General features: G+C 51.4%; 17 protein-coding genes and 1 pseudogene. 11 read left to right on the plus strand and 7 right to left on the minus strand.

Annotation, left to right across the window (positions count from 1 at the left end; genetic code table 11):
* Positions 1 to 145: 145 nt before the first annotated feature.
* Together PZBJ_RS13725 and PZBJ_RS13730 are read right to left on the minus strand one after the other, a co-directional pair.
* Complete coding sequence (locus PZBJ_RS13725) at positions 146 to 769, minus strand: response regulator transcription factor (RefSeq protein ID WP_101762919.1); 624 nt, start codon at positions 767 to 769, stop codon at positions 146 to 148.
* A gap of 99 nt (positions 770 to 868) precedes the next feature.
* On the minus strand, positions 869 to 4,501 hold the full coding sequence (locus PZBJ_RS13730) for an ATP-binding protein (RefSeq protein WP_101762920.1): 3,633 nt from the start codon (positions 4,499 to 4,501) through the stop codon (positions 869 to 871).
* 481 nt (positions 4,502 to 4,982) lie between these two features.
* On the opposite strand from PZBJ_RS13730, the gene PZBJ_RS13735 reads away from it, so the two are divergent.
* From PZBJ_RS13735 to PZBJ_RS13750, 4 genes are all read left to right on the plus strand, one after another.
* The gene (locus PZBJ_RS13735) at positions 4,983 to 5,684 is read left to right on the plus strand and encodes a response regulator (RefSeq protein ID WP_101762921.1); all 702 of its coding nucleotides are present in this window, start codon (positions 4,983 to 4,985) and stop codon (positions 5,682 to 5,684) included.
* A gap of 170 nt (positions 5,685 to 5,854) precedes the next feature.
* Positions 5,855 to 6,886: an L-idonate 5-dehydrogenase gene (gene idnD / locus PZBJ_RS13740; RefSeq protein WP_101762922.1), complete on the plus strand. Its 1,032-nt coding sequence runs from the start codon at positions 5,855 to 5,857 to the stop codon at positions 6,884 to 6,886.
* 9 nt (positions 6,887 to 6,895) lie between these two features.
* A complete protein-coding gene (gene idnO / locus PZBJ_RS13745; RefSeq protein WP_101762923.1) occupies positions 6,896 to 7,660 on the plus strand; it encodes a gluconate 5-dehydrogenase in 765 nt (254 codons plus the stop codon).
* Positions 7,661 to 7,738: 78 nt separating this feature from the next.
* On the plus strand, positions 7,739 to 9,058 hold the full coding sequence (locus PZBJ_RS13750; protein ID WP_008103467.1) for a gluconate:H+ symporter: 1,320 nt from the start codon (positions 7,739 to 7,741) through the stop codon (positions 9,056 to 9,058).
* Positions 9,059 to 9,088: 30 nt separating this feature from the next.
* Here the strand turns inward: PZBJ_RS13750 and PZBJ_RS13755 are convergent, their stop codons facing one another.
* On the minus strand, positions 9,089 to 9,808 hold the full coding sequence (locus PZBJ_RS13755; RefSeq protein WP_101762924.1) for a purine nucleoside phosphorylase YfiH/LACC1 family protein: 720 nt from the start codon (positions 9,806 to 9,808) through the stop codon (positions 9,089 to 9,091).
* A gap of 109 nt (positions 9,809 to 9,917) precedes the next feature.
* On the opposite strand from PZBJ_RS13755, the gene PZBJ_RS13760 reads away from it, so the two are divergent.
* Positions 9,918 to 10,727, plus strand: coding sequence for a 5'-nucleotidase, lipoprotein e(P4) family (locus tag PZBJ_RS13760; RefSeq protein ID WP_101762925.1), 810 nt, complete (start codon positions 9,918 to 9,920; stop codon positions 10,725 to 10,727).
* Between the two features lie 682 nt (positions 10,728 to 11,409).
* Positions 11,410 to 12,885, plus strand: coding sequence for a SulP family inorganic anion transporter (locus tag PZBJ_RS13765; RefSeq protein WP_101762926.1), 1,476 nt, complete (start codon positions 11,410 to 11,412; stop codon positions 12,883 to 12,885).
* 96 nt (positions 12,886 to 12,981) lie between these two features.
* On the opposite strand, the gene PZBJ_RS24230 is transcribed toward PZBJ_RS13765, so the two are convergent.
* The gene (locus tag PZBJ_RS24230) at positions 12,982 to 13,272 is read right to left on the minus strand and encodes a hypothetical protein (RefSeq protein WP_167391194.1); all 291 of its coding nucleotides are present in this window, start codon (positions 13,270 to 13,272) and stop codon (positions 12,982 to 12,984) included.
* On the opposite strand from PZBJ_RS24230, the gene PZBJ_RS13770 reads away from it, so the two are divergent.
* On the plus strand, positions 13,180 to 14,604 hold the full coding sequence (locus PZBJ_RS13770; RefSeq protein ID WP_101762927.1) for a GGDEF domain-containing protein: 1,425 nt from the start codon (positions 13,180 to 13,182) through the stop codon (positions 14,602 to 14,604). The genes PZBJ_RS24230 and PZBJ_RS13770 overlap by 93 nt on opposite strands.
* 16 nt (positions 14,605 to 14,620) lie before the next feature.
* Here the strand turns inward: PZBJ_RS13770 and ddlA are convergent, their stop codons facing one another.
* Positions 14,621 to 15,715, minus strand: a complete 1,095-nt coding sequence (gene ddlA, locus PZBJ_RS13775; RefSeq protein ID WP_101762928.1) for a D-alanine--D-alanine ligase — start codon at positions 15,713 to 15,715, stop codon at positions 14,621 to 14,623.
* A 267-nt stretch (positions 15,716 to 15,982) separates the two neighbouring features.
* On the opposite strand from ddlA, the gene PZBJ_RS13780 reads away from it, so the two are divergent.
* From PZBJ_RS13780 to PZBJ_RS13795, 4 genes are all read left to right on the plus strand, one after another.
* Positions 15,983 to 18,283: a type I secretion system permease/ATPase gene (locus PZBJ_RS13780; protein WP_101762929.1), complete on the plus strand. Its 2,301-nt coding sequence runs from the start codon at positions 15,983 to 15,985 to the stop codon at positions 18,281 to 18,283.
* On the plus strand, positions 18,280 to 19,521 hold the full coding sequence (locus tag PZBJ_RS13785) for an HlyD family type I secretion periplasmic adaptor subunit (RefSeq protein WP_101762930.1): 1,242 nt from the start codon (positions 18,280 to 18,282) through the stop codon (positions 19,519 to 19,521). The genes PZBJ_RS13780 and PZBJ_RS13785 overlap by 4 nt, the downstream gene beginning before the upstream one ends.
* A 5-nt stretch (positions 19,522 to 19,526) precedes the next feature.
* Complete coding sequence (locus PZBJ_RS13790; RefSeq protein ID WP_101762931.1) at positions 19,527 to 21,410, plus strand: TolC family protein; 1,884 nt, start codon at positions 19,527 to 19,529, stop codon at positions 21,408 to 21,410.
* Positions 21,411 to 21,751: 341 nt separating this feature from the next.
* The gene (locus PZBJ_RS13795; protein ID WP_101762932.1) at positions 21,752 to 22,456 is read left to right on the plus strand and encodes an MgtC/SapB family protein; all 705 of its coding nucleotides are present in this window, start codon (positions 21,752 to 21,754) and stop codon (positions 22,454 to 22,456) included.
* A gap of 298 nt (positions 22,457 to 22,754) precedes the next feature.
* On the opposite strand, the gene PZBJ_RS13800 is transcribed toward PZBJ_RS13795, so the two are convergent.
* Entirely contained in the window at positions 22,755 to 23,309 is a 555-nt protein-coding gene (locus PZBJ_RS13800; protein ID WP_101762933.1) for a hypothetical protein, read from the minus strand.
* Positions 23,309 to 23,995: pseudogene (locus PZBJ_RS13805) on the minus strand (phage integrase); the annotation flags it as partial. The pseudogene PZBJ_RS13805 and the gene PZBJ_RS13800, both read right to left, overlap by 1 nt.
* Positions 23,996 to 24,204: the final 209 nt, after the last annotated feature.

Raw genomic sequence — 24,204 nt, forward strand, 5'->3', positions numbered from 1 at the left:
CATGAAGAAGGGGCTAATAAATTAGCTCTGTGGTTATTAATTCCTTTATAACTCAATCTTTTTAAAAACTGTCCGGGGTTAGGACAAGGCATATCATGCCACGCCATAACGTTATTAATCAGCAAGACTAGTCTTGATTTTTCTTTCAACAAGCCCCATTGCGACGTGCAAGTTCGATGATATCAACCAGGTTTTTTGACTCAAGTTTTTGGAATATTTTTGTTTTATAAGTGCTGATTGTTTTATTATTTAATCCCAATTCGCAAGCGATGGTTTTATTGGACTTCCCCTGTGCGAGCTGTCGCAAAATTAAATTTTCACGGTCAGTCAGGCGAGAAAGCATATCTTGCTCATTTGCATAACGCTGACGTTTGTCCAGAATGTCGCCCGGTAGATAATTCACATTATTAGAAACGCAGCCAATGGCGGCGATCAGTGTTTGAATGGGATCGTAAGTTGACACGAACCCGTTCGCGCCCTGGCTAAGTGACTGTATTGAAAGATGGTTGTTGCTATCCCGACTAATCAATATGACTTTCATCCACGTCTTTGATTTGACGATATCGCGTAGAAATGCGATGCCATTTTTTTCTTTAAAGTCAGGGTCTAATATTAGTATGTCGATGTGTTGATGAATGATATCATCAATACCATCGTTAATTGTGTGCGCAGTAGTGACACAATTAAAGCCATTCATTAATAATAAAGCCTGCACGCCGGCGGCAACCAAACGATGCTCATCAACGATGAGAATTTTTGCATTAAACATATCTCTCCCTTTAACGGCACCGTAATGATGACGTTGACGGCCATTATGTCCGGCAGATTAATAGGGCGAACCGAGAAATGTCTCGATAAGATTATGATTCTATAAATCTTGATGTTTTTTCAGGCGATGTTTCTCAAATTCTTGCAAGGACTCATTAACACGTTTCATTTCCTCGACAATCTGCTGAATTAACGCTTGCGGATCGAGGGCTTCCTCGCGGTGTTTCTCCAACTTGCGGCCCAGTTCAGTCAAGGTTGGAGCATTTAGCATTGCTGCTCCTCCTTTTAATTTGTGACCCAGCTGTGACAGGGCGCTGGCATCATCGGTTTGCTGAAGTGATACCAACAACTCTTCGTGGCTGGTTCGTATGCTATTGAGTAACACCAGACAACCTTCACTATCCTGTTCGGCCAGTTGTGTTAACAGCTGTGGGAAAGAGGAGATACTCGCTGCCGGCGGGGCCTGGATTTCTGGTTTTATGGCGCTGCGCCGGGTACAACGTGCAACCTGAGCAAGTAAGCTCTCTAAATCCAGCGGCTTGAAAAGACAATCGTTCATTCCCGCCTGAAGGCAGCGTTGCATAATATGCTGCTCAGCCGATGCAGTCAGGCCGAAGAGCATGATCGGTGTTAACAGATGCTCATGCTCGTATAGACGCAGCGCTTCAGCGAACTCAAAGCCGTTCATGCCCGGCATATTACAGTCTGTGATGATGAGGTCGAAACGTAATGGATCCTGCTGCCATAACGTCAGTGCTTCTGCCGCACTTTCACTCACCATGACTTGATGGCCGGCCAGTTCAAGCTGTTTCCCAAGCAGTAATCGGTTGGGTGCGTGATCGTCAATGATCATCACGGAGAGCTTGTCGGAGATCAGCGGCTGCGACAAATGAGGCTGTGTTTGATCCTGCGGTTCACCGGGCAAGGCACGGAAATAAAAAGAGAACACCGCGCCTTCCCCTGGCGCACTTTCCACAATCAGCTCACCATCCAGTAAATGCGCCAGATTACGACAAATGCTTAATCCTAATCCGGTGCCAATTTGCTGCTGCTGACGATCGCCCACCTGCACAAAAGGTTCGAAGATGGCGTGCTGTTGGTCCTCCGTCATGCCACAACCTTGATCGCTAACTTCGATCACGAATTCACAACCGTCCTCCTCCTGCGCAATGCCCTGCATGAGCACGACAGTGACAGTACCGTAATCGGAAAACTTAATGGCGTTGCTCAATAGGTTGGAGAGAATTTGATTCAGCATCAATGGGTCTGTCTTCACCCAGTAAGCAGCAATATCCATCTCTACCCGCAGTTCAAGTCCCTTAATCTCTGCTTTATTACGAAATAGCGTAACCGCTTGATCGAGAACATCAGGAAGGTAGACCGTTTCTAACGTTGGTTGATAAAGGCCGGACTCGATTTTCGACAAATCGAGAATATCGCCAATCAATGACAGCAACGCGCGTGCCGAATGGTACGCAACACGGATGTTCTCTGAGAGTGAATCAGCCGGTTGCAAGCGAGTTTCGAGCTCCAGTAAGCCAATCATGGCATGCAATGGCGTGCGGATTTCATGGCTCATGCTGGCAAGAAATTCACTTTTGGAGCGGTTGGCTTTATCAGCCACATCTTTGGCGAGCTGTAACTCCTGCAGCAGCGCATTGCGTTCAGTGACATCCAGCCAGCCCCCAATAACACCTGCGACATCACCGTGCCGATCGCGAAACGGCAGCGTCCAGTGATAAAGCTGGAATGTCCGCTGTTCAAAATCCATGTGTATATCGCGCATGACGGCTTCGCCATCCAGTAAGGTTTTTTGATAGCCATCTTCAATACTGTGAATACTGGCGTTATTGCCAGTAAGAACGTCCGACAGTCGTTTACCGATGACATCTTCTCGCTGGAAATCCATAAAACGTAGGTAGGCATTGTTGCAATCCACTAATCGGGTTTGTTTATCGCGGATATACATGGCAACGGGCGAGTCATTGAAGAGTGTATGGGTGAAATTGAGCTGATTTTTCAATGCATTTTCAGCCTGAATACGCTGCTGAATAACCTTCCGCAGATGACGGTTCCACAGCAAAATAAGGGCTATCAATCCGACCGAGACGGACACGATCAGCAAGATAACTTGTTTGTAACTCTGCCATGAAGCACTGAGGAACGGCATCTCTGACTGACGCCAATGTGCCAGCAACTTGAACATGGTTTCGGGAGGAATCGCGATCAAGGCTTTATTGAGAATGCTAATCAGCGTTTCATTACCGGGTTCAACACGCATGACAAAACGTGCCGGGTCTGCACCCAACGTGGTTTCAATAATCAGGTCATCTGCGTAATGGTTGTGGAGCAGATAATCCACAAAAATCTTTGGCAGCACTACCGCATCGATTTCATGCGCCTGCAATTCACGCAAGGCCTGCAAAGGATCGTTGATATAGGCGAGGTTCAGATGGGGATAATGCAGAAGCATCCAATCCTTCATCTGCCGATTGTTCAGCATGAGAGCCGAGCCAAAGGGAAAAGGATCCCGAGCCATAATATTCCGAGGGCGTTTATGGCGAATAATGACCCAGTGTGAAACCAGCCATGGGCGGGTTATTAACTGAGGGGGCATATCCGGGGTAAGCATCTCAAGCGCATACAGATGTGGAAAATGCTTATCGGTTTGGTTACGTCCACTTTCTTCCTGAACTTCTGAATTAAATGTAATGCCACTTTGGTTGGCTATCAGATCTAAAACATCAATGATCATGCCGCGAAACGGCATGCTTCCGTTGCGACTGCTGAGTGGAGCGAGGGTTTGCGGTAGTGCGGTGTTAATACGCGGGTGTGCCTGTAGCCATTTCTCCTCTTCATGCTTGAGTGCAAGCGGATTACGCTGCAGCACATGGTACGTATCCAGTTGCCAGCGCTTCGCTATCTGCATGCGAATAGAGAGAGGAATTTGTGTTAAGGCAAAATTAATCGCTTCGGCAAGTTGTGGATAACGCGGGCTAATGCCAAAGCTGAAATTCATCGGAATAGCGTGGTTATCTTTGGTTATTTCCAGCGCATTTGCGAACATGAAGCGATTAAGGTGCGTAAGTGTGGCGGCATTGCCCCATACACGCTCTGTTTGGCCAAATACTGTTGCTGCGACAGCATCGTAGTAACCAGGAAAGCGAACTAAAAGGTCGCTCTTAAAAGTCTCTTCTAAATGTGCACGCATCAACGCTGAACCAGACCAGGCCATGCGATTGGGTTCATCAATTTTTAATGGAGCGTTCTGCTCAGACTTAAAACCGATCGCTGCATAATCCAGCATCCAGGGGTCGCTGGCGATCAAGGTTTGCGGCTTTGATACTGAGGGGGGTTCCACATAGATCGCTAATAGTTGCATTTCTCCGCTGGTTACCGCTTCCTGGGCCGCGCTATGACTGGCGTAATAATGGATTTCTATTGTGGTATCCAGCATATTCTGAATCAGAGAGAGATAATCCGCACTCACGCCTTCGAATCGTCGCGTATCTATATCCATAAAAAGGGGCGGTTGTGGTTGCCCAGCGACAGCAACTTTGAGAACGTGATGACGAAACTCCGAAGAGATTGGTTCAGCCAGTTGTAAAGCAGGTTGAGCTACATCATATCGCGCCAGTAATTGCAGTTTTTTCTCTGATGCTATTAATGAACATGAAACTAAAGCCAGAAAAAATAATGCCAACAAGCGAAAAGTATTAAGATTAATTAGCACGCTGCCTTCTTAAGGTATCCATTAATATCTATTAGGACCAGGGATTATAAAGATATTATTATCTTTCGCTCGTTCTATTCTTTTACTGTTAAAATTTTGCGACCATTCTCAAATATTTGATTTTTAGCGAAAGAGAGAGGGTGATGACGATGTCACTATATGATGTTCATTTCTTAGCTTATTCAGTTAGTTAGATTGCTCCTTTTCTTTCAAGACAATTCTTATGTGGTCTTGTTAAGGAGTTAAGTCAGACTTTTCCCACTTTTACGTGAGCAGGCAAGTAAGAATCTATCACGGAAAAATATAAACCTAAAAGGGGTATATAAAAATGACCGCTATTAGGGTGACGCTATCGATTTAGAATTCTGATGTTGTGAAGGCTATTTTTTCACAGCTGTTGTAATCGACACCATTTATTTATTGAAGCGGGTGTGACAGTCAGAATTGGACAAAGTTAATGCTGTAATAAAGGAATAAACAAATGGTATATGCACACAATAAACAAGTGCGTGTGGCTGTCCTTGATGATCACCCCATGGTCCGTACCGTTTTCGAGTTGTGTTTGAAACATGAGCCCGATATTCATTTGGTGGGTACCTGGGCTTCAAGTAATGAATTATTTAATCAGCTGAGAAGTACCGTAGTCGATGTGCTGGTACTGGATTTCCTGCTGGGTGAACGTGAACTGGATGGTTTGGCGCTGGTGAAGCAACTGCGTAATCACCATCCCCAGCAAAAAATTCTGATCTCTTCTTCGATGGAGAGTCCGGCCATCGTCAAAATGGTGCTAAGCGCAGGCGTGAAGGGCTTTATTGGCAAAAGCCACAATATGCAGGAAATTACCCATGCGATTCGTCAGGTGGCGCAGGGCCGTTTGTTCTTGTCTAAAGAAGTCGCTTACGAGGTTGAAAATCTCTATGTCATGAGCGAAGAGTCGCTGGATGACAGCCTCGATTTCAGCAGCAAAGGCAATATGTATGAGAAGGTGAAAACCCTCAGCCCGCGTGAAGTTGAAGTGGTGCGTTGTTTTCTCGATGGTTTGAGCGTGTCGCAAATTGCCGTGAAGTTTAAGCGCAGTCGTAAAACCGTGAGCGGGCAGAAACAATCGGCGCTGAAAAAGCTCGGTTTACGTTCGGATTCTGAGCTGTTCAAATACAGCCACGACCTGATGTCAGGCTATTAATTCTCTTCACGGGCGGCCACTTACGGCCGCCTGTTTCCTCTTCGGCATCGCAGACTTCACGTTCCAGGTAACAGCTTTCCGTAACATGTTTTTAGGTGATGTTCATCACAGTTTTAAGCCGCATAACCCGGTCTGATGGCCCCCATTGCTACAGCTCTTATGGGGACGTTATGAATATCGAAACGCAATCCGGCGTAATCACTGGAAAAAAACAAGTCAGCGTTGCGCAGCAGCAGGTGAAATGGGACGGCAAAGGTACGCTGGTGCGTATCACGCGTGGCGGCATTTGTGGATCCGATCTGCATTACTATCAGGAAGGCAAGGTCGGTAGTTTTGAGATCAAAATGCCGATGATCCTGGGCCACGAAGTGATTGGTTATGTGGTGGAGAGCGACAATCCAGCACTTAAACCCCAACAAAAAGTCGCGGTAAATCCCTCTAAGCCTTGCGGCGCGTGCAAATATTGCCAGCGCGATCAGGAAAACCAGTGCACCACCATGCGTTTCTTCGGCAGCGCCATGTATGTGCCGCACGTTGACGGCGGTTTTACCCAATACAAAGTGGTGGATAGCGCGCAATGCGTGCCGTTCCCGCAGGATGCTGATGAAACGGTCATGGTGTTCGCTGAGCCGCTGGCGGTGTGTATTCACGCCACGCAGCAGGCAGGTCATCTCACCGGCAAGCACGTGTTTATCTCAGGCGTGGGTCCGATTGGCTGCCTGATTGCGGCGGCGGCCAAAGCGCGCGGCGCGGCCTCCATTGTGTGCAGCGATATCAGCGAGCGTTCACTGGAGATGGCGCAGCAGATGGGCGCAAGCGAGGTGATTCATGCCGCCGACGGCGATTTCGCGCCCTATCTTGCCGACAAAGGCTATTTCGATGTGGCGTTTGAAGCCTCCGGCCATCCTTCTTCGCTGCAGCGCTGCCTCGATGTGGTGTGCGCCAAAGGTACGCTGGTGCAGGTTGGCATGGGCGGCACCATTCCCAATTTCCCGATCATGGCGCTGATTGCCAAAGAGATTAATCTGGTTGGTTCCTTCCGCTTTACTCATGAATTCAACACCGCCGTCGAATGGCTGGCCACCGGCGTGGTAAACCCGTTGCCGCTGTTCAGCGGTGAGTATGCCTTGCAGGATATCGATGCCGCGCTGCAGTTTGCCGGCGATAAAACCCGTGCCGCTAAAGTCCAGTTAACCTTTTAAGGAGCAGTGATGAGCCAGTTATTTTCCCTCGAAGGCAAGCGTGTGCTGCTGACCGGTTCGGCGCGCGGCATTGGATATCTGCTGGCGCGCGGCCTGGCGGAAGCCGGTGCTGACGTGATCGTCAACGCCACCACGCACGAAGGCGCAGAGAAGGGCGCGGCGCAGCTGCGTGAGTTGGGCTTACGCGCGCACGCCAAAGCGTTTGATGTCACGCAATCGGCGCAGGTGAAACAGGCGGTAGATGAGATCGAAGCGGAGTGGGGCGCGATTGATGTGCTGGTGAATAATGCTGGCATCCAGCGTCGTCGGCCGTTCCTTGAATTCCCGGAGCAGGACTGGAATGACGTTATCGCGGTCAACCAGACCGCCGTATTCCTGGTTTCGCAAACTGTGGCGAAAAAAATGGTCGAGCGTCAGCAGGGTAAAATCATCAATATCGGTTCGATGCAGAGCGAATTAGGGCGCGACACCATCACGCCTTACGCGGCCTCCAAAGGCGCGGTGACTATGCTGACGCGCGGCATGTGCGTGGAGCTGGCGCGTCACAATATTCAGGTGAACGCCATTGCGCCGGGCTATTTCGTCACGGAGATGACTCAGGCGCTGGCTGACGATCCTGCCTTCACCGGCTGGCTAACCAAGCGCACGCCAGCCGCTCGCTGGGGCAAACCGGAAGAGCTGATTGGCGCGGCAGTGTTCCTTGCTTCCGGTGCGTCGAACTTCGTTAACGGGCATCTGCTGTTCGTTGACGGTGGCATGCGCGTCGCCGTGTGATGACCGGGCGCGGCTGGCATTATCATCGGGCCGCGCCTAAACCTTAATCACCCCTCTGTATTCCTAAGGATAATAAAAATGCCAATAACCATCATTGTGCTGGGTGTGATACTGCTGCTGGTGTTGATGATTGTATTTAAGGTCAATGGCTTCATTGCTTTGGTGTTTGTCTCGGCGGTGGTCGGTATTGCCGAAGGCATGACGCCACTGAATGTAATGGCCTCGATCCAGAAAGGTATCGGCTCGACGCTGGGCGGATTAGCCATGATCCTCGGCTTCGGCGCCATGCTCGGGCGGCTGGTTTCCGATACCGGTGCCGCACAACGCGTGGCTACCACGCTGATCGCCGCTTTTGGTAAAGAGCGGCTGCAATGGGCGCTGGTGGTGACCGGACTGATCGTCGGCCTGGCGATGTTCTATGAAGTTGGCTTCGTACTGTTGCTGCCGCTGGTGTTCACTATCGTGGCGGCTGCCGGGTTGCCGCTGCTGTACGTCGGCGTGCCGATGGTCGCCGCGCTCTCGGTCACTCACTGCTTCCTGCCGCCGCATCCTGGCCCAACGGCGATTGCCACTATCTTTGGGGCCAATCTCGGTACCACGTTGCTCTACGGCATGATCATCACCATTCCAACGGTGATTATTGCCGGACCGGTTTTCTCGAAGTTCCTTAAAAGCTTTGAGAAGTCACCGCCGGAAGGGCTCTACAACCCAAAAATCTTCACGGAAGAGGAGATGCCAGGCTTCGGCATCAGTATTTTTGCCGCAGTGATTCCGGTGGTGCTGATGGCGATTGCCGCCGTCTTCGAGTTGACCACGCCGAAAGAGAACGCGCTGCGTCAGTTCTTCGAATTCATCGGTAATCCGGCAGTGGCGCTGTTTATCGCGGTGGTGATAGCGGTGCTGACGTTGGGGCTGCGCAATGGCCGTAAGATGGAAGAAGTGATGGATATGTGCGGCGAGTCGATTGCCGCCATCGCCATGATCATCTTTATCATCGCGGGCGGCGGTGCATTTAAACAGGTGCTGGTGGATAGCGGCGTAGGTAACTATATCGCCGATATGATGAAGGGATCGTCACTGTCACCGCTGCTGATGTGCTGGACGGTTGCGGCAATGCTGCGCGTGGCGCTGGGTTCAGCCACGGTGGCGGCGATCACCACCGCCGGTATTGTGACGCCAATTATCGCTGCCACGCATGCCGATCCTGCCTTGATGGTACTGGCGGTGGGTTCCGGCAGCGTGATCGCTTCACACGTGAACGATCCCGGCTTCTGGCTATTTAAGGGCTACTTCAACCTGAGCGTGGTGGAAACCCTGAAAACCTGGACGGTGATGGAGACGCTGATCTCAATTCTCGGTTTAGCCGGCGTACTGGCGCTCAATGCCATAATTCACTGATCGATAAAGCTTCACAAGGATGTGAAGCCCTTAACCGCGCGTGCGGATCCACGAGAAACGTGACTGATAGCCGCTGTCAAAATGGGTGTTGTAGCGATAGCTGGAACCCGCTTCCGCCATGCAGTAAGTACAGACGTTCAGCACTTCAATATGTTCCGCCACCACTCCCCGCTGTAACAACAAGCCTCGCGCCAGGTTAGGCAGATCAAACCAGATTCCATCCTGCTGGGCCCGCGCCTGCGGACGGATCGCTTGTGCGTTGTGCGGCTGCTGGGTGGAGTAGGGTAACGGCGGAAGATCGTGACGATCCTGCATATGTGTCACCAGATCGTTACCCAGTTCATAGCAGCACGGCCCGATCGCTGGACCGATTACCACACGCAGCGTTTCACGGCTGGCGCCGCGCTCTAGCAGACGATCAATCGCGTTGTTCAATACACCACCGAGCGTGCCTTTTAATCCGGCGTGCACCGCCGCAACCTGCTGTTGTTGCGGATCGGCAAATAACACCGGCAGACAATCGGCGGTATACACCGCGACCGGCAGATGATCTTCGCCAATCAAGCCATCCGATTCGCAACGTTTAGGCGGGATGTTTTGGCTTGCCAGCAACACATTGGCGCTGTGTCGCTGTTGACCATAAGCCGCCTCTGCCGGAACGGGCTGGCCAGCCGGCTGAAAGGCGTATTCCAGCCAGGAAAAGTCATCCAATAGTCTTGATCGTGGACCGCTGTGGGGGTGCTGTACCATAAGTGTCTCCTCTCACCAAACCGCTGCTTTCTGCTGCCCACAGCTTACGTTAACTGCTACATTTTTAAAGCTTTACAAAAACTGACCCTAATCACTTAAGGATGAAATGATGAAGAAAACCACCTTGCTGGCGGCATCCGGCTTAATGGCGCTGGCATTAACCGGTTGTGCGCAGCCTTCTAAACAGCAGGCTCAGCAGCAGCTCGGCCAGCAATCGGTGCTGGCAGTAAATTGGTTCCAGCAATCCGGCGAATATCAGGCATTGAGTTGGCAGGCATTTAACAGCGCGCGCATGGCCTTCGATCAGGCGCCATCGCTGGCGGGTAAACCGAAAGCGGTTATCGTCGATTTAGATGAAACGATGATTGATAACAGCGCCTACAGCGCGTGGCAGGCGAAAAACGGCCAGCCCTTCTCGGGTAAAACCTGGTCAGCGTGGACGCAGGCGCGTCAGGCAACGGCCGTTCCGGGCGCAGTGGAGTTTGCCAACTACGTCAACAGCCACGGCGGCACTATGTTCTATATCTCCAACCGCGACCAAAAAGATTTTGCCGCAACGGTTGAGAACCTGAATAAGCTGGGCTTCAGCGGCGTGAGCGAGAAGACGGTGCGCTTGAGTACCGGTAATTCTAACAAGCAAGAGCGCTTCGACGCGGTTAAGAATGCCGGTTACAACGTGGTGCTGTATGTGGGCGACAACTTGAATGACTTTGGCGGTTCAACCTGGCATCAGGGAAATGCGCAGCGTCAGCAGTTCGTTAGCCTTAATCATCAGCGTTTTGGCACCCAATTCATCGTGTTACCGAACCCGCTGTATGGCGACTGGGAAAGTGGCATGGCGGAAAACTACAACAAACTCACGCCTGAGCAGCAACTGCAGGTGCGTGAAGCGCGTATGAAAGCGTGGAACGGTAAATAATTCGTCAGGTGAAATAGCGTCTGCTTAGGCAGGCGCATTCATGTCCTTTTCAGGTCCATCAATATTTACATAACTCCGTAACTATTATTCCCCTCACTGTTTTCCTGATCTCTTACTAAATTCATGGCAACTGAATAGCGAAATATCTCGTCTTATTTGTTGAATGGCAGTGAATCGCACTAATCATAAATTTTTTAATTAGGAATTCTCCCAGCTCATAAGGATTAAATTATAGCGTCGCTAAAATGGCATATAATTTTTGCGTGTATTGTTTTGTAATTGCACCGAAAATATCACATTTAAAATCGCTCTTATTTAATTGTTAATAATACTTTTTATCGAGCCTGCTCATCATTCCGCTCCTTGCATAAACTTACCTGATTCATACGTTTATTGAAGTTTGGTTTACAAAAATATTCGTTTTGCCGACGTCAGAAATATTCATGATGCAAGGTAATGCTTAAGCGTCTATAAACTATTTTTGTGAGGAAGTTCTGCTTTCATCCTCAATGGTTCTCCATAGCCGCGTTTAATGACGTCGCTATCTGCCTGAAAGCGATCTTTTTAAATGTTGAGAGAAGATTATTGTGATGACCCTGAAACCCTTATTAGTGATAAATCGTACTCTGGCTTTGCGGCGCCGCGCGCGGTTAATTCAGTCATCTGCAGAGGAATCAACGCCATGAATTTAAGCACGCTTCGTCAGGATATTCCGGCTGGTTTGGTGGTGTTTCTGGTCGCGCTGCCGCTCTGTCTTGGCATCGCGCAGGCGAGTGGATTGCCGCCCTTTGCGGGTCTGCTCACCGGCGTGATTGGTGGGTTGCTGGTGACTGCGCTGAGCCCCTCGCGTTTTGCGGTTAGTGGTCCGGCGGCGGGATTGGTAACGATTGTGGTCGCGTCGATCGCCACGCTAGGCAGCTTTTCCGCCTTTCTCACCGCGCTGATTCTGGCGGGTGTGTTGCAGTGCCTGTTTGGCTTACTGCGTGCAGGACGTTTTATCGCCTTAGTGCCGAGCAGCGTGATTAAAGGCATGCTGGCGGCGATTGGTATTTTGCTGATTATGCAGCAAATTCCGGTAGCATTCGGCGCGGCGGGCGATGTTGAGCTGTTGTCGCTGGTAAACGGGGAATTTCATTTTTCCAGCAGCGCGATGCTGGTTGCTGGCGTGGGATTGGCTATTTTATGGCTGTGGACCACGCCGCTGATCAAGTCAGTTAAAGTGCTGAGCTGGATGCCCGGTCCGCTGGTAGCGGTGCTGGTAGGCTGTGCGGCGACGGTGTTTGGGGATCGCCTGTTTCCAGCGTTAGCTGATGGCTTGCCGCGTATCGCGCTGCCCGCGTTCGACAGCATGTCGGCGCTGGTGGCTGAACTGGAAACGCCAGACTGGCAAGCATGGCAGAATCCTGCAGTGTGGATGGTGGCGATCACGCTGGCGCTGGTCGCGAGCCTTGAAACGCTGCTTAGCCAGGAAGCGCTGAAGAAACTGCGTCCGCAACATCCTGCAACTTCACCTAACAAAGAGATGTTTGCGCAGGGTATTGGTAACCTGACCGCCGGTTTCCTTGGCGCGATGCCGATTACTGCAGTGATTGTGCGCAGTTCGGTGAACGTCAGCGTTGGCGCGCAAACCAAACTGTCGATTCTGATTCATGGTGTGCTGCTGTTAATCTGCGGCCTGTGGTTCAGTAATCTGCTTAACGCGATTCCCCTTGCCAGCCTTGCGGCGGTGCTGCTTTATACCGGCTATAAGCTGGCCACGCCGCGCCTGTTCATTGAGCAGATGCGCATGGGACCGCAGCAATATGTGCCATTCCTTGCCACCATCGGCGGCATTATTGTGTTTGGCATGCTGGCCGGCATCGGAATTGGCATCGCTACGCAAATCCTCTACAGCATCTATAAAAGCCATCGCAACGCCTTGCAGCTCACGCGACATGACGATCACTACGTTTTACGCCTGCAGCAAAATCTGACCTTTATGCACAATCCAAAGCTGCAGGGATTGCTGGCAGAGATCCCGGAAAACAGCGTGGTGATTGCTGAGCACGGCAATGCCCAATATATGGATCCCGACGTTAAAGCGGTGCTAAAAGACTTTGGTGAAAACGCACGTAAACGTGGCATTCGTCTGAGTCAATGGCCTGTTGCGGTGAAATAGCCATAAGTCTGTGCTGGAACAACCGCTTTAAAACTAAAAAATCGGATATCTCGGATAGCCGATTTTTTTATTTACAGGGCATAATTGCCACAAGTTTTATCCTTTGTCTCTGGCGTTTCCACAATGCCATTTGGCGCGACGCTGCTTTTTATGGCAGGTGAGCGCCGCCCAGCCGCAGAGTAGGATGGCGAACACTTGCTTAATTACCGAATCATCGCACGGGTATTTCCGGTTTAATGCTTGCTGATGCTTAGGGTTGATGCCGGCACTTTCCAGGTTACAGGGTTCAGACGTATGCGCGTTATGCTGTTTGAAGAGAATAATTTTAAAAAGAATGCCCTCACGCTGTTCTTCATTACGCTGTTTTTCTGCTTTATCGGCAGCCATTTACGCATCCCCGAAGAGTTCTCACTATTCTGGCCGGTGAATGCGCTGGTGGCGGGATTAATAGTGAGGAATCCGTTTTTGCACACTACCTCCAGCTATCTGGTGTGCTTCAGTGCGATGATTTTTAACGACACGGTATTTTCCGGCTGGGCGCTGCCAGCGTTTACCGTCAATTTTGCCAACATTCTGTTTATTCTCGTCGCGGTCAGCATGCTGATCAAACATCTGCAACGTCCTTCCGCCCACAGCCAGGTGTTCAATGCCATGCGCATTTTTCCCGCCTGTTTTCTTGGCGCGGCGGCTTGTGCAACCTGGGGCGCGTGGGCACAGGATATTGATTTCAATGCGCGCTTTATTGTGGCGTGGAGCGACTGGTTCAGCGAACAGTTCTCTACTTCGCTGATGCTGCTGCCGGTGATGCTGGCACGCCCGCTGCGAACGGTTTCACCGCGCACCTTAATGCATCCCGGCAAATTGCTGCCGCTGGCGGCGGTGATTCTATCGCTGACTGTTGGGGCACTAATTGGCGGGGCCGGTAGCCTGACATTCCCGGTTCCTGCGCTGATCTGGTGCGCCATTGTGTTACCGATTCCATTGACTAGCTTAGTGATCCTGATAACCGGTATCACGGAGATTGTGCTGGTGTCGCATGGTGTGATGAACATCCAGGGTGACGATGCACTGCTACCGATTAGCCATCTCACCTCGGCACGGCTTGGCGTCGCCACCGTTGCGCTCAGCCCGCTGCTGGTGGCGGTGAGCATGGATGCGATCCGCCAGTTAAATCATCGCCTTGCACTCCGCGCTAATTTTGATTTTCTCACCCAGTTGCTGTCCCGTTCCGGTCTGTATGAAAGCTTAAGAAATGAACCTTTCTCGCTACAACGGGAAGCTGGCGTTATTATGCTTGATGTCGACTATTTCAAAGCCATTAACGACAATTTTGGCCACGATGCCGGTGATTGCGTGCTGGAAGAGATTGCGCGGCGCATTCAGCGCGTGGTTGGCAATCGTGGCATGGTGTGTCGCTTTGGTGGCGAAGAGTTTGTGATGGTGATGTTCGATTGTAACCATAGCCAGCTTTACCAACTCGCCGAAACGGTACGTCAGGCGATGGTCAAAGAGAAGTTCTGGATTCAGGGCAACACGGTGACGGTAACTGCCAGTTTAGGTCTGGCGCGCGGCAGTGCGCAGAACGAACGTGAATGGCCAAGCGTGATCAATCGCTTAGTGTCAGCGGCGGATAAGAATCTTTATCTTTCCAAACGCAATGGCCGTAATCAAACCTCACCGGCGATGGAGCCGCGCAGCATGATGAATGACGTGGCCTGAGCCACGTCATGGCGATTCAAACGCTACTTTTCAGTTGGCTGGTTTGCTGGTGACGCTGCTGAGCCAGCTCAATCAGACGGGAAATCAGATCGCTGTAGCTCAAACCCGCTGCCTGCCATAACTTCGGATACATGCTGATATTGGTAAAACCTGGCAAAGTATTCACTTCATTGACAATGATCTCGCCGCTTTCCGTCAGGAACACGTCAACACGCGCCATGCCAAAACACTCCAGCGCCTGAAACGCAGTAATTGCCACCTGACGAATTGCCTCGCTGGCTTCATCGCTGATTGCCGCTGGCACCACCACTTGCGCACCGCTTTCGCTGATGTATTTGGTGTCGTATGAGTAGAAGGCATCATGCACCACCACTTCGCCGCACGGGCTGGCTTCTGGCGTATCGTTGCCCAGCACGGCACATTCAATCTCGCGCCCCTTAATCCCTTGCTCGATCAAGACTTTGCGATCAAACGTAAAGGCGAGATCCAGCGCGGCATCGAACGCTTCAGGGCTCTCGACTTTGCTCACGCCAACGGACGATCCCTGGTTAGCCGGTTTGATAAACAGCGGCAGGCCAAAGCGTGCAATCACGGCCTCAGCATCAATGTTCGCGCGCTGTGCCTGCGTCACGCTCAGCCAGGGTGCAACGTTCAGTCCGGCATCACGCAGCAGCCGCTTGGTAAAATCTTTGTCCATGCTGACGGCAGACCCGAGCACGTCAGAGCCGACAAACGGCAGATTCGCCATACGCAATAAGCCCTGTAGCGAACCATCTTCACCCAGCGTGCCGTGCACGATGGGAAAAATGACATCCAGCTGTGACAACGGCAGCGCCTGCTGACGGGTAATCAGCTGCTGGGAAGAACTGCCCGGAACCAGCGCGACATTTTCACCTGAACGATTAAGCGCAATCAGCTTCGGGTTCTCTGCGTTGAGCAAGAATCCCGAAGCATCATTGAGATGCCATTCACCCTGTTTATCAATTCCCAGCAACACCACCTCGTACTTGCTCTTATCGATGGCTTCGAGGATGTTTTTGGCCGATTGTAATGACACTTCATGCTCGGCCGATTTGCCGCCAAACACGATCCCTACGCGCTGTTTTACCATTGCTATTTGTCCGATTGCGATAAAGCGAGCCAGTAAGATAACACGCCCAGGACGAGCATCAACAGCCTTGCATTTTTCTGCGCCAGGCAGTGCAAAAAGCCCGCCTCCGTGCCTGCAATCACGAGTTTAAACAATTATTCCTAACCGTTTGAGACAAGTCTTGGACTGCTCAAAACCTGCCTTCTGTCAGAATTTTCCCAATTCAAACAGGTGCAACGGTGGGCAATGTGCTCACCGTTTTTTTGTCAGGTTTACAGGAGTCGGGAAATGGTCGACCAGAAGCAGGATGCTGTGGAGCAGGATGCGCGTTCTGTTGCTCGTATTGAAACCACGGTAGATGACACGCTGTTAAAAAGCGTGGCTTGGATCTGCAAACACTACAAACGCGAGAAAAGTGAAGAAGCGCTGGTGGCAGGTTTGCCAAAAGCGACATTGCTCTCACCATCACAGGCCATGACAGCGCTCGAAAACGCCGGCATTACCGGCGGCATGGTTGAGCGTCGTCTGCAGGATCTGCCGGAGCAGTTGATGCCGATGATTCTGCTGCGCAAAGGGGGCGGCGGTTGCATTGTGCTGTCGCGCCGCATTCACACTAATGAGGAAAATCAACGCGAATTGCGCTTCCAACTGGTGATGCCAGAAGTCAGCGCTTCAGCCGTTGAGATGAATCTGGCCGAGCTGAATGAGATCTACGCGGGCTTCGCCGTCATGGCGAAACCCACTGCTGTGGTCGATGAGCGCGCCAGTGAAATGCTGCCGGAAGTAAAAGGCCATTGGCTGTTCACCACTCTGTGGCGCTATCGCCGCTATTACCGCAGTGCCGCGATTGCGGCGGTATTGATCAACGTTCTCGGTCTTTCCAGCATCTTCTTCACCATGAACGTCTATGACCGTGTGGTGCCGAACCAGGCATTCGTGACGCTGTGGTCACTGGCGATTGGCGTGACCATTGCGATGATCTTCGAAGCCGTTACCCGCTTCGTACGCGCGCATCTGCTGGATATGGCGGGTAAAAAGGCCGATTTAGTGCTCGGCAGTATGCTGTTCCGTCAGGCACTTTCTATCCAGATGGAACACAAACCCGCTTCCTCCGGTACCTTCGCCAACCAGATTCGTGAGTATGAATCGGTACGTGACTTCGTGGCATCTGCCACGCTGGCGGCGATTTCCGATCTTCCTTTCATTCTGATGTTTGTGGGTGTGATCTTCTTTATCAGCGGTCCGCTGGCGATCATTCCACTGATGATGATCCCATTGATCATCATCGTCAGTGCCGCGATCCAGTGGCCGCTGGCGCGCATCATGAAAGAGAATCTGCGCGACGCCTCACTCAAGCAAGGTGTACTGATTGAGTCGGTTGAAGGTATGGAAACGCTGAAAGCGGTGGGCGGTGAAGCACACATGCAGCGTCGCTGGGAAAACTTCAGCGCACTGCAATCCGCTAACTCGATGAAATCAAAACGCTACTCAACGCTGGCAACCGGCGTGGTGACGTTCCTGCAGCAGTTTCAGACGGTGATGTTGGTGGTGGCCGGTGTTTATCTGATCAATGAAGGCACGTTCACCATGGGTGCGATGATCGCCACCGTGATGCTTGCCAGCCGCGCGACTGGCCCGCTCGGTCAGGTTATTGGCCTGGCTGTACGTTATCAGCAGGCAAAAGCGGCGCTAACGTCACTCAACAAGCTGATGGAGATGCCTATTGATCGTGACAGCAGCAAAACCTATCTCACCGATCCGCCGTTGAGTGGTGAGATCACGCTGACCAACGTCAACTTCTCCTATCCGGCACCGCCAATGAAGCCCAACCCGGAAATCCTCAAAGATATCTCGTTGAGCATTAAAGCCGGGGAACGCGTCGCGATTCTTGGCCGCATCGGTAGCGGTAAATCCACCTTATTACGTGTGATGGCGCGCCTTTACCAACCGGTGAAAGGTCAGCTTTCGGCCGATGGTCTGGATGTTAACCAGATTGATCCGGCGGACTGGCGCAAGGCTGTTGGCTTTGTCGGTCAGGATGCGCGTCTGTTCTACGGCACGCTGCGCGAAAACGTAATGATTGGGCGCCCGGACGCCACCGCCAATGAACTGCTGCGCGTGCTAAATCTGACCGGTTTGGACCACGTTGCGGCACGCCATCCAAGTGGTATCAATTTAACGGTTGGCGAGGGCGGCGAAGGCTTGTCTGGCGGTCAGCGTCAGCTGGTTTCTCTGGCGCGAACGCTTCTCACCCGGCCTAAAGTGCTGCTGATGGATGAGCCAACCAGCGCCATGGATAGCATGACGGAAAACCAATTCCTCGCGCATTTACGTCGCGCCAGTGAAGGACACACGCTGATTGTGGTGACGCATCGTCCATCCATTCTGGCATTGGTCGATCGCATCATCGTGGTGGAAGAAGGCAAAGTGGTGGCGGATGGCCCGAAAGATCAGGTGCTTACCGCTTTAGAAGGAAAAAATAAAGCCCGCAAACAGCCGCGTCAGGCGGTTGAACCGGCGGTACGTGCGCCAGCTCCCGCTAACGATTCAGCGCCGAAGCAAGCAGCAGCAGAGGAGGCCGCAGTATGAGCAAGTTAATGTCATGGCGTAAGAGTGAGAAAGGTATGTCTGCTGCTGATGCCGAATTTATGAATGACGTGCAGGCTTCTCTGCTGTCGCAAACCACGCCGGGTTCCAAGCTAGTGATGTGGATCATCATTGCGGTGTTAGTTGGTGGCCTTACCTGGGCCAATTACGCACGAGTCGAAGAGATCACTAAAGGCGATGGCAAGGTCATCTCACGCAGCCGTGAACAGGTTATTCAAAGCCTGGAAGGCGGCATTCTGGCAGAGATGAATGTGCGTGAAGGTACGGTTGTAGATCGCGGTGATGTGCTACTGAAAATTGACCCAACGCGTGCGCAATCCAGCTATCGCGAAGTACTGAGTAAAGTGGTGGGTCTGAAGGGCAGCATTGCACGCTTACGTGCTGAAGCTTATTCATTGCCACTGGCGTTTGATGAGCAGGTACAGAGCGATCCCGCCGTTGTGGCGCAGGAAACTAAAGCTTATGAATCGCGCAAACGTGCGCTAAGTGACAGCATCAACTCATTGCAACGCAGTTACGCACTTTCGATGCGCGAGATTCATCTGGCTGAGCCGTTAGCGGCCAAAGGTCTCTTATCGGAAGTTGAACTACTGCGTATGCAGCGTCAGGCCAATGACATTCAGGCGCAAATCGTCGAACGTCGTAACCGCTATCAATCAGATGCCCACACTGAGCTGGGACGCCTGGAATTAGAACTGAGCCAGGTTAGCGAAAACCTGATTGGCCGTGCCGATATTGTTGATCGCACCACGATCGTCGCACCGGTGCGCGGCACGGTGAAAAACGTACGCGTTAACACCATTGGCGGGGTTATTCAGCCGGGTGAGCACATCCTCGAAATCGTTCCGCTGGAAGAGCAGTTGCTGGTGGAGGGGAAAATCCGTCCGTCGGATGTCGCCTTCCTGCGTCCAGGCTTACCGGCCAAGGTGAAAATCACCGCCTATGACTTTGCCATTTACGGCGGGCTTGATGGGCACGTGGAGTATATCAGTCCGGATACCTTAAAAGACGATCAGAAAGCCGCCAGTGGACGCCCGGATGATACCTACTATCGCGTACTGATCCTGACGGATAAAAGCACGCTGCACGCAGGTAACAAAGAGCTGCCTATCATTCCCGGCATGATCGCTACCGTCGAGGTGCGCACGGGTGAGAAAACCATTCTCGATTACCTGCTGAAGCCGGTCCTGAAAGCTAAAGAAGCATTCCGCGAGCGTTAATAATCATGAAAAATAATAACAAGATGCGCCATGCACAGGCGCGTCATCTCTCTCTGCTTGCCGTTTGTATTGCCGTTGTGATGGCGCCAGCGGTCAACGTGATGGCTGATTCCACCAGTGAGTTGATGATGTTTGCGGAAATGAGCGGCCAGCGTCCTGTCGCTCCTGCGGCAGCGCCGGTGCGAACGCAACGTTTGCCAGTTTCTACGGCGCCTGCATCTGCTCCAACGACACCTGCGGCAAAGGTTGCGCAACCAACGTTCACTGCGCCTGCGCCGCTGTTTGTTGAAAGACAGATACCGGAGGTCGCGATTACTCCACGAGTTCAGCCGCCAGTTGCGTCAATCGTACCGGCCCCAATAGCAGAAGCGCCGCACCAGCGCGAAGCCGCCGAACGTCCTGCACAGATCAGCGCGAAAACCAGCCAGCATGCTGAAATTCAGGGCGGAGGTTTCCTGACGGAGGATCAGCGTCGACCTGAACCACAGCCGTTTAACCCGATGCAACCGTCGCGAAATGTGGGTCAGCAGCAGGCGGCAGCAACGAAAACCTATGCTCCAGCTGAAAGCGCTAAGGCAGATTTTAGTTATGTTAGCCCTCCAGCAGCGACTACAGCGGCAGAAACGACTTCACCCGTTACGTTAAGCGGCGGAGTTAATGAAACAGTTGCCGAGAGTGAAATACGGCAAAAGTTTCTCTCAGCTGCGCGTATCACCTGGCGAATCAGCCCGGCGCTGAAGTCCTATATTGCTCAGGGTGATGCGGCTGAAGCCAGCGTGGATGAAGCGAAAGGTCAGCGCTGGCCACAAGTTGATGTAAGCGCCGCTTCGGCAACCAAAGAGTTTGGTGGTGGAACTAAAAATTATGAATACCAAGGGAATATGCCGTCTTTAGGTGTTTCAGTAGCGACTAATCTAATCGACTTTGGCCAAACCAGTCGCACCATTGAAAGTCGCGAAGAGCGCGTTAAGTCAGCCTTACAGTCGGTGCAGGCACAGCGAGAAGATTTGGCGATGCAGGTAAGTAACGCCTTGATTGAGTGGAATAAACAGCAGCACGTCATCGCCATCAGTAAACAGTATTTGGCGCGTATGGCGGAGCTGACCAAAATGCTCAGCGGTATTGTTCAGTCAGATACTGGACGTCGCAGTGAACTGACGCAGGCAAAAGGGCGCTTACTGCAAGCGCAAAGCTACCTGGAAAATGCCGAGTCTCGCGCGCGGGATGTTGAAATTACTCTGAATCGCCTGATGGGCAACAACCGCGTGACGTTACCAGCCAGCGATAAGTGGGCGCTTTCCTTTGGTGATTTAAACCGCCAACTGACGAGTTTGGATGTCCATCCTCTGATCTTGCGCGCCAGCGCTGAGGAGCGAGCAGCATTCAAAGAGGCAGAGGCGATCAAAGCTTCTGGCCTGCCAAAGCTCAACTGGACGGTAAGCAAAAACACTCGTGAAGACCAGCTCGGACGACAACAGGCATGGCAAACCGGCCTGAACGTTAGCTGGGGCTTATTCCGCGGCGGTTCAACCAACGCTCAGGAAATTGCGGCGATTAAACGTGCCGAGGCGAGTCGTCAGCAGGTGCAGGAGCAACGCCGCGATCTGGAAAATCGTGTGCGTGCTGCCAACCAGAATGCCCACTCAACAGCGGAACGCGCCGTACTGTATAAAAACCTGATTGTGGAATCCGATCGGATTCGTAAGGACTTCTTTGATCAGTGGTATCACTTAGGCCGCCGTTCATTGCTGGATGTATTGAGCGCAGAAAGCGATCTGTACAACAACCAGGTCAGTGAAGTCAGCAACCGTTTCGATAGCTATGCCGCCATTATCAGCGGATATGCTAACTCGGGCACGCTAAGTCGTTGGCTAACGACGGGGCGATAACAATTCCATACACCCGCTTCGGCGGGTTTTTTGTTTTAACCCAACGTAAACGAACGGGCTATTTGAGTTGGCAATGCTGCGTAAGTCACTTTAGAATCGCGGCGAATTTTTACCCAAGAGGAGAACGGCATTGGACACAAGTCCCAAACGATTACAGCAGGACCTCGCGGTAAGATAGCCTTCACGCTGTCTTAACTGCGCGTTAAGACGGTGAATTTCCTTCCAGAATCACCCCTTTTCATAAGCACAATGCGGCTGGTTCCCAGCGGTATTCGCACTGTCTGTAATCCATTTATTAACCTGTTGTTCCGCAAACAGAAAGCTGCGGATTGAGGTCTATCATGGATTGGAAAATCTTTTTACTGCGCGTCACTGTCGCGCTGGTTTTGGGTGCGCTGATCGGCAGTGAGCGCCAACTGCGTCAACGCATGACCGGATTACGCACCAATGCGCTGGTGAGCACCGGCGCTTGTCTCTTCGTTCTGATGACACAAAGCGTGCCCGGCATCGCTACGGATGCGTCACGCGTTGCGGCTTATGTGGTTTCCGGTATCGGTTTCCTCGGCGGCGGAGTCATCATGCGCGATGGCTTGAACATCCGCGGATTGAATACCGCCGCCACCTTGTGGTGCACCGCCGCCATTGGCGTGCTGTGCAGCATGGGATTGCTGCTGGAGGCGGCCCTCGGCTGCGTGGTGATCCTGTGCGCGAATATACTGCTGCGTGAACTGGCTTTGGGTATCAACCGCCAAACCATCGTCTCAGCAGCCGAAGCGATGCAACACTACAAAGTACAAATCATCTGCCTCGCGCAGGATGAGGTTCAGGTTCGCAGCCTAATGCTGCACACGCTGGGCGGCAGCGGATTGCGCCTGCAATCACTGCACAGTGAGGATTTGGATCCGCCGCATCGCATGGAGGTGAATGCTGAGGTGATTGGCAATCCCACTTTAACCGATCAGCTGGAAAGCCTGGTGAGCCGCATTAGTCTGGAGAAGGGCGTAAGTTCGGTGCGTTGGCAGGTGAATGAGTTGGAGCGTGATTGATATTTAGAATCGCTTTAGAAAACGTATCGCCATTTGATCGCCACTGTGAATGACAAACAAAAAAGCCACCTTGAAAAAGATGGGTTAACAGTATGATTTACATTACTAAAATTAGTGGCGCTGCTGGATTTGAACCAGCGACCAAGCGGTAACAAGTTAAAATTTATAGCGAGTGGAATCGGTAATTTACTGAATTTAATGTTTTCTTTGAACCGAATAGTGATGAAAAGTGGCACATAGCGTTGCGCTCTGCTGCCATTTCTACACAAAAATTTCTCTAGCTAGAATTCCCATCCAGTCAGAGTTGTCTAACTTCCTGTAGAGGGGGGGTTAGACGCTCTTTAACATGCAAAATGAGTTCGTTTTCACTCATTTCAGAAGCTTTCGAATAAAAGATAGGTATTGCTTCGTCAAACAGTTCCCAATAAAAATTGGATAGAATATTCGCTGATCTGGCGAAAACTCTTGGCGGAAAATCTAAGAAATAATGAGTAAATAATGCAAGCTTGCCCTCAACATCTTCACCGGATTTAGAAGCAATCAAATATCCTATTTGCATCCGTAGCCATACTAATACGCTGTAATGAGGATGTGGATTTTGTATGTTCATCTCTCGCTGGTAAATTTTTAGATATTGCTCTACTTCATTACGATCAGGTATCGGCTCTAAATTCAGAGATGCCAGAATAAGGAGAGTATCAGACTCTTCGCCTATTAAGTCTTTTCTTTCAGCCCATTCTGTTATCGCTTTGTAATACCTATCCAAGCCAATTACATGAAATGTATTACTGAAAACCCTAACGCATAGGAGTTCTTCGAGTTCTAAATCATCACACGGAATTTCCTTCTCCATCACGATTCCATTTTGCTGAGAGGGTTAAGTAAAATAGCTTCTGACAAGTGATCTGGCGCAAAATGCGCATATCTCATTGTTACCTTAATATCTGTATGCCGCAGTATCCGCTGAAGTACGAGAATATTGCCGCCGTTCGTCATGAAATGAGACGCGAACGTGTGGCGCAAAACGTGCAAAAACTGCCCAGCAGGTGTTTCGATACCGGCACGTTGCATGGCCTTCCTAAAGGCTAAGTAACAAGGTTTAAAGAGCACCTGTGCTTTCCTGCAGGCTGGCAGATCAGCTTGTAATTTTTTAGTTATCGGCACCTCGCGGTTTTTCTTGCCTTTAGTTTTCACATAGATGAACTGACCGGCGCGGATTTGGTTGCCCTTTAAGCCTTCGGCTTCACTCCAACGTGCGCCAGTTGCCAGGCAGATCTTCATAATAGTAGTTAAATCTTTAGAACGGCTGTTCCCACATTCAGCGAGGAGTGTTTTAATTTCCTCAATGGTGAGAAACGCCATCTCCGATTCACTGATTTTAAACTCGCGCACGTTTTCAAGCGAGTTCGGAGCAGTTCATTAATCTAACCGGCGTAGCTCGTTAAACATTGCCCTAAAATATGCCAGCTCCAAATTAACAGTGCGCGGCGTAACCGTCTTCACTCGGCTGGAGCGGGTGATCTTCTCGCTTATCCGCTTTATCTCCCAGCCAAGGCTTATGTTGAGCCTAATCTTTTACGAAATCAGGCAAAGCGTCGCGGCTACACGTCAGGAGATTATCGCGCCAGTGGTTTGGATTGGTTCAGAGCAAATCAACGTGGCGCAGTTGATGCTTGACAGTGTTGCGCTTATGCAGTGAATGGCAAGTCATACGCACCCGTCTACCGGGCAGCCAACCAACAGAGTCG

It is taken from the genome of Pantoea endophytica, from assembly GCF_002858935.1.
Taxonomy (GTDB): Bacteria; Pseudomonadota; Gammaproteobacteria; order Enterobacterales; family Enterobacteriaceae; genus Pantoea; species Pantoea leporis.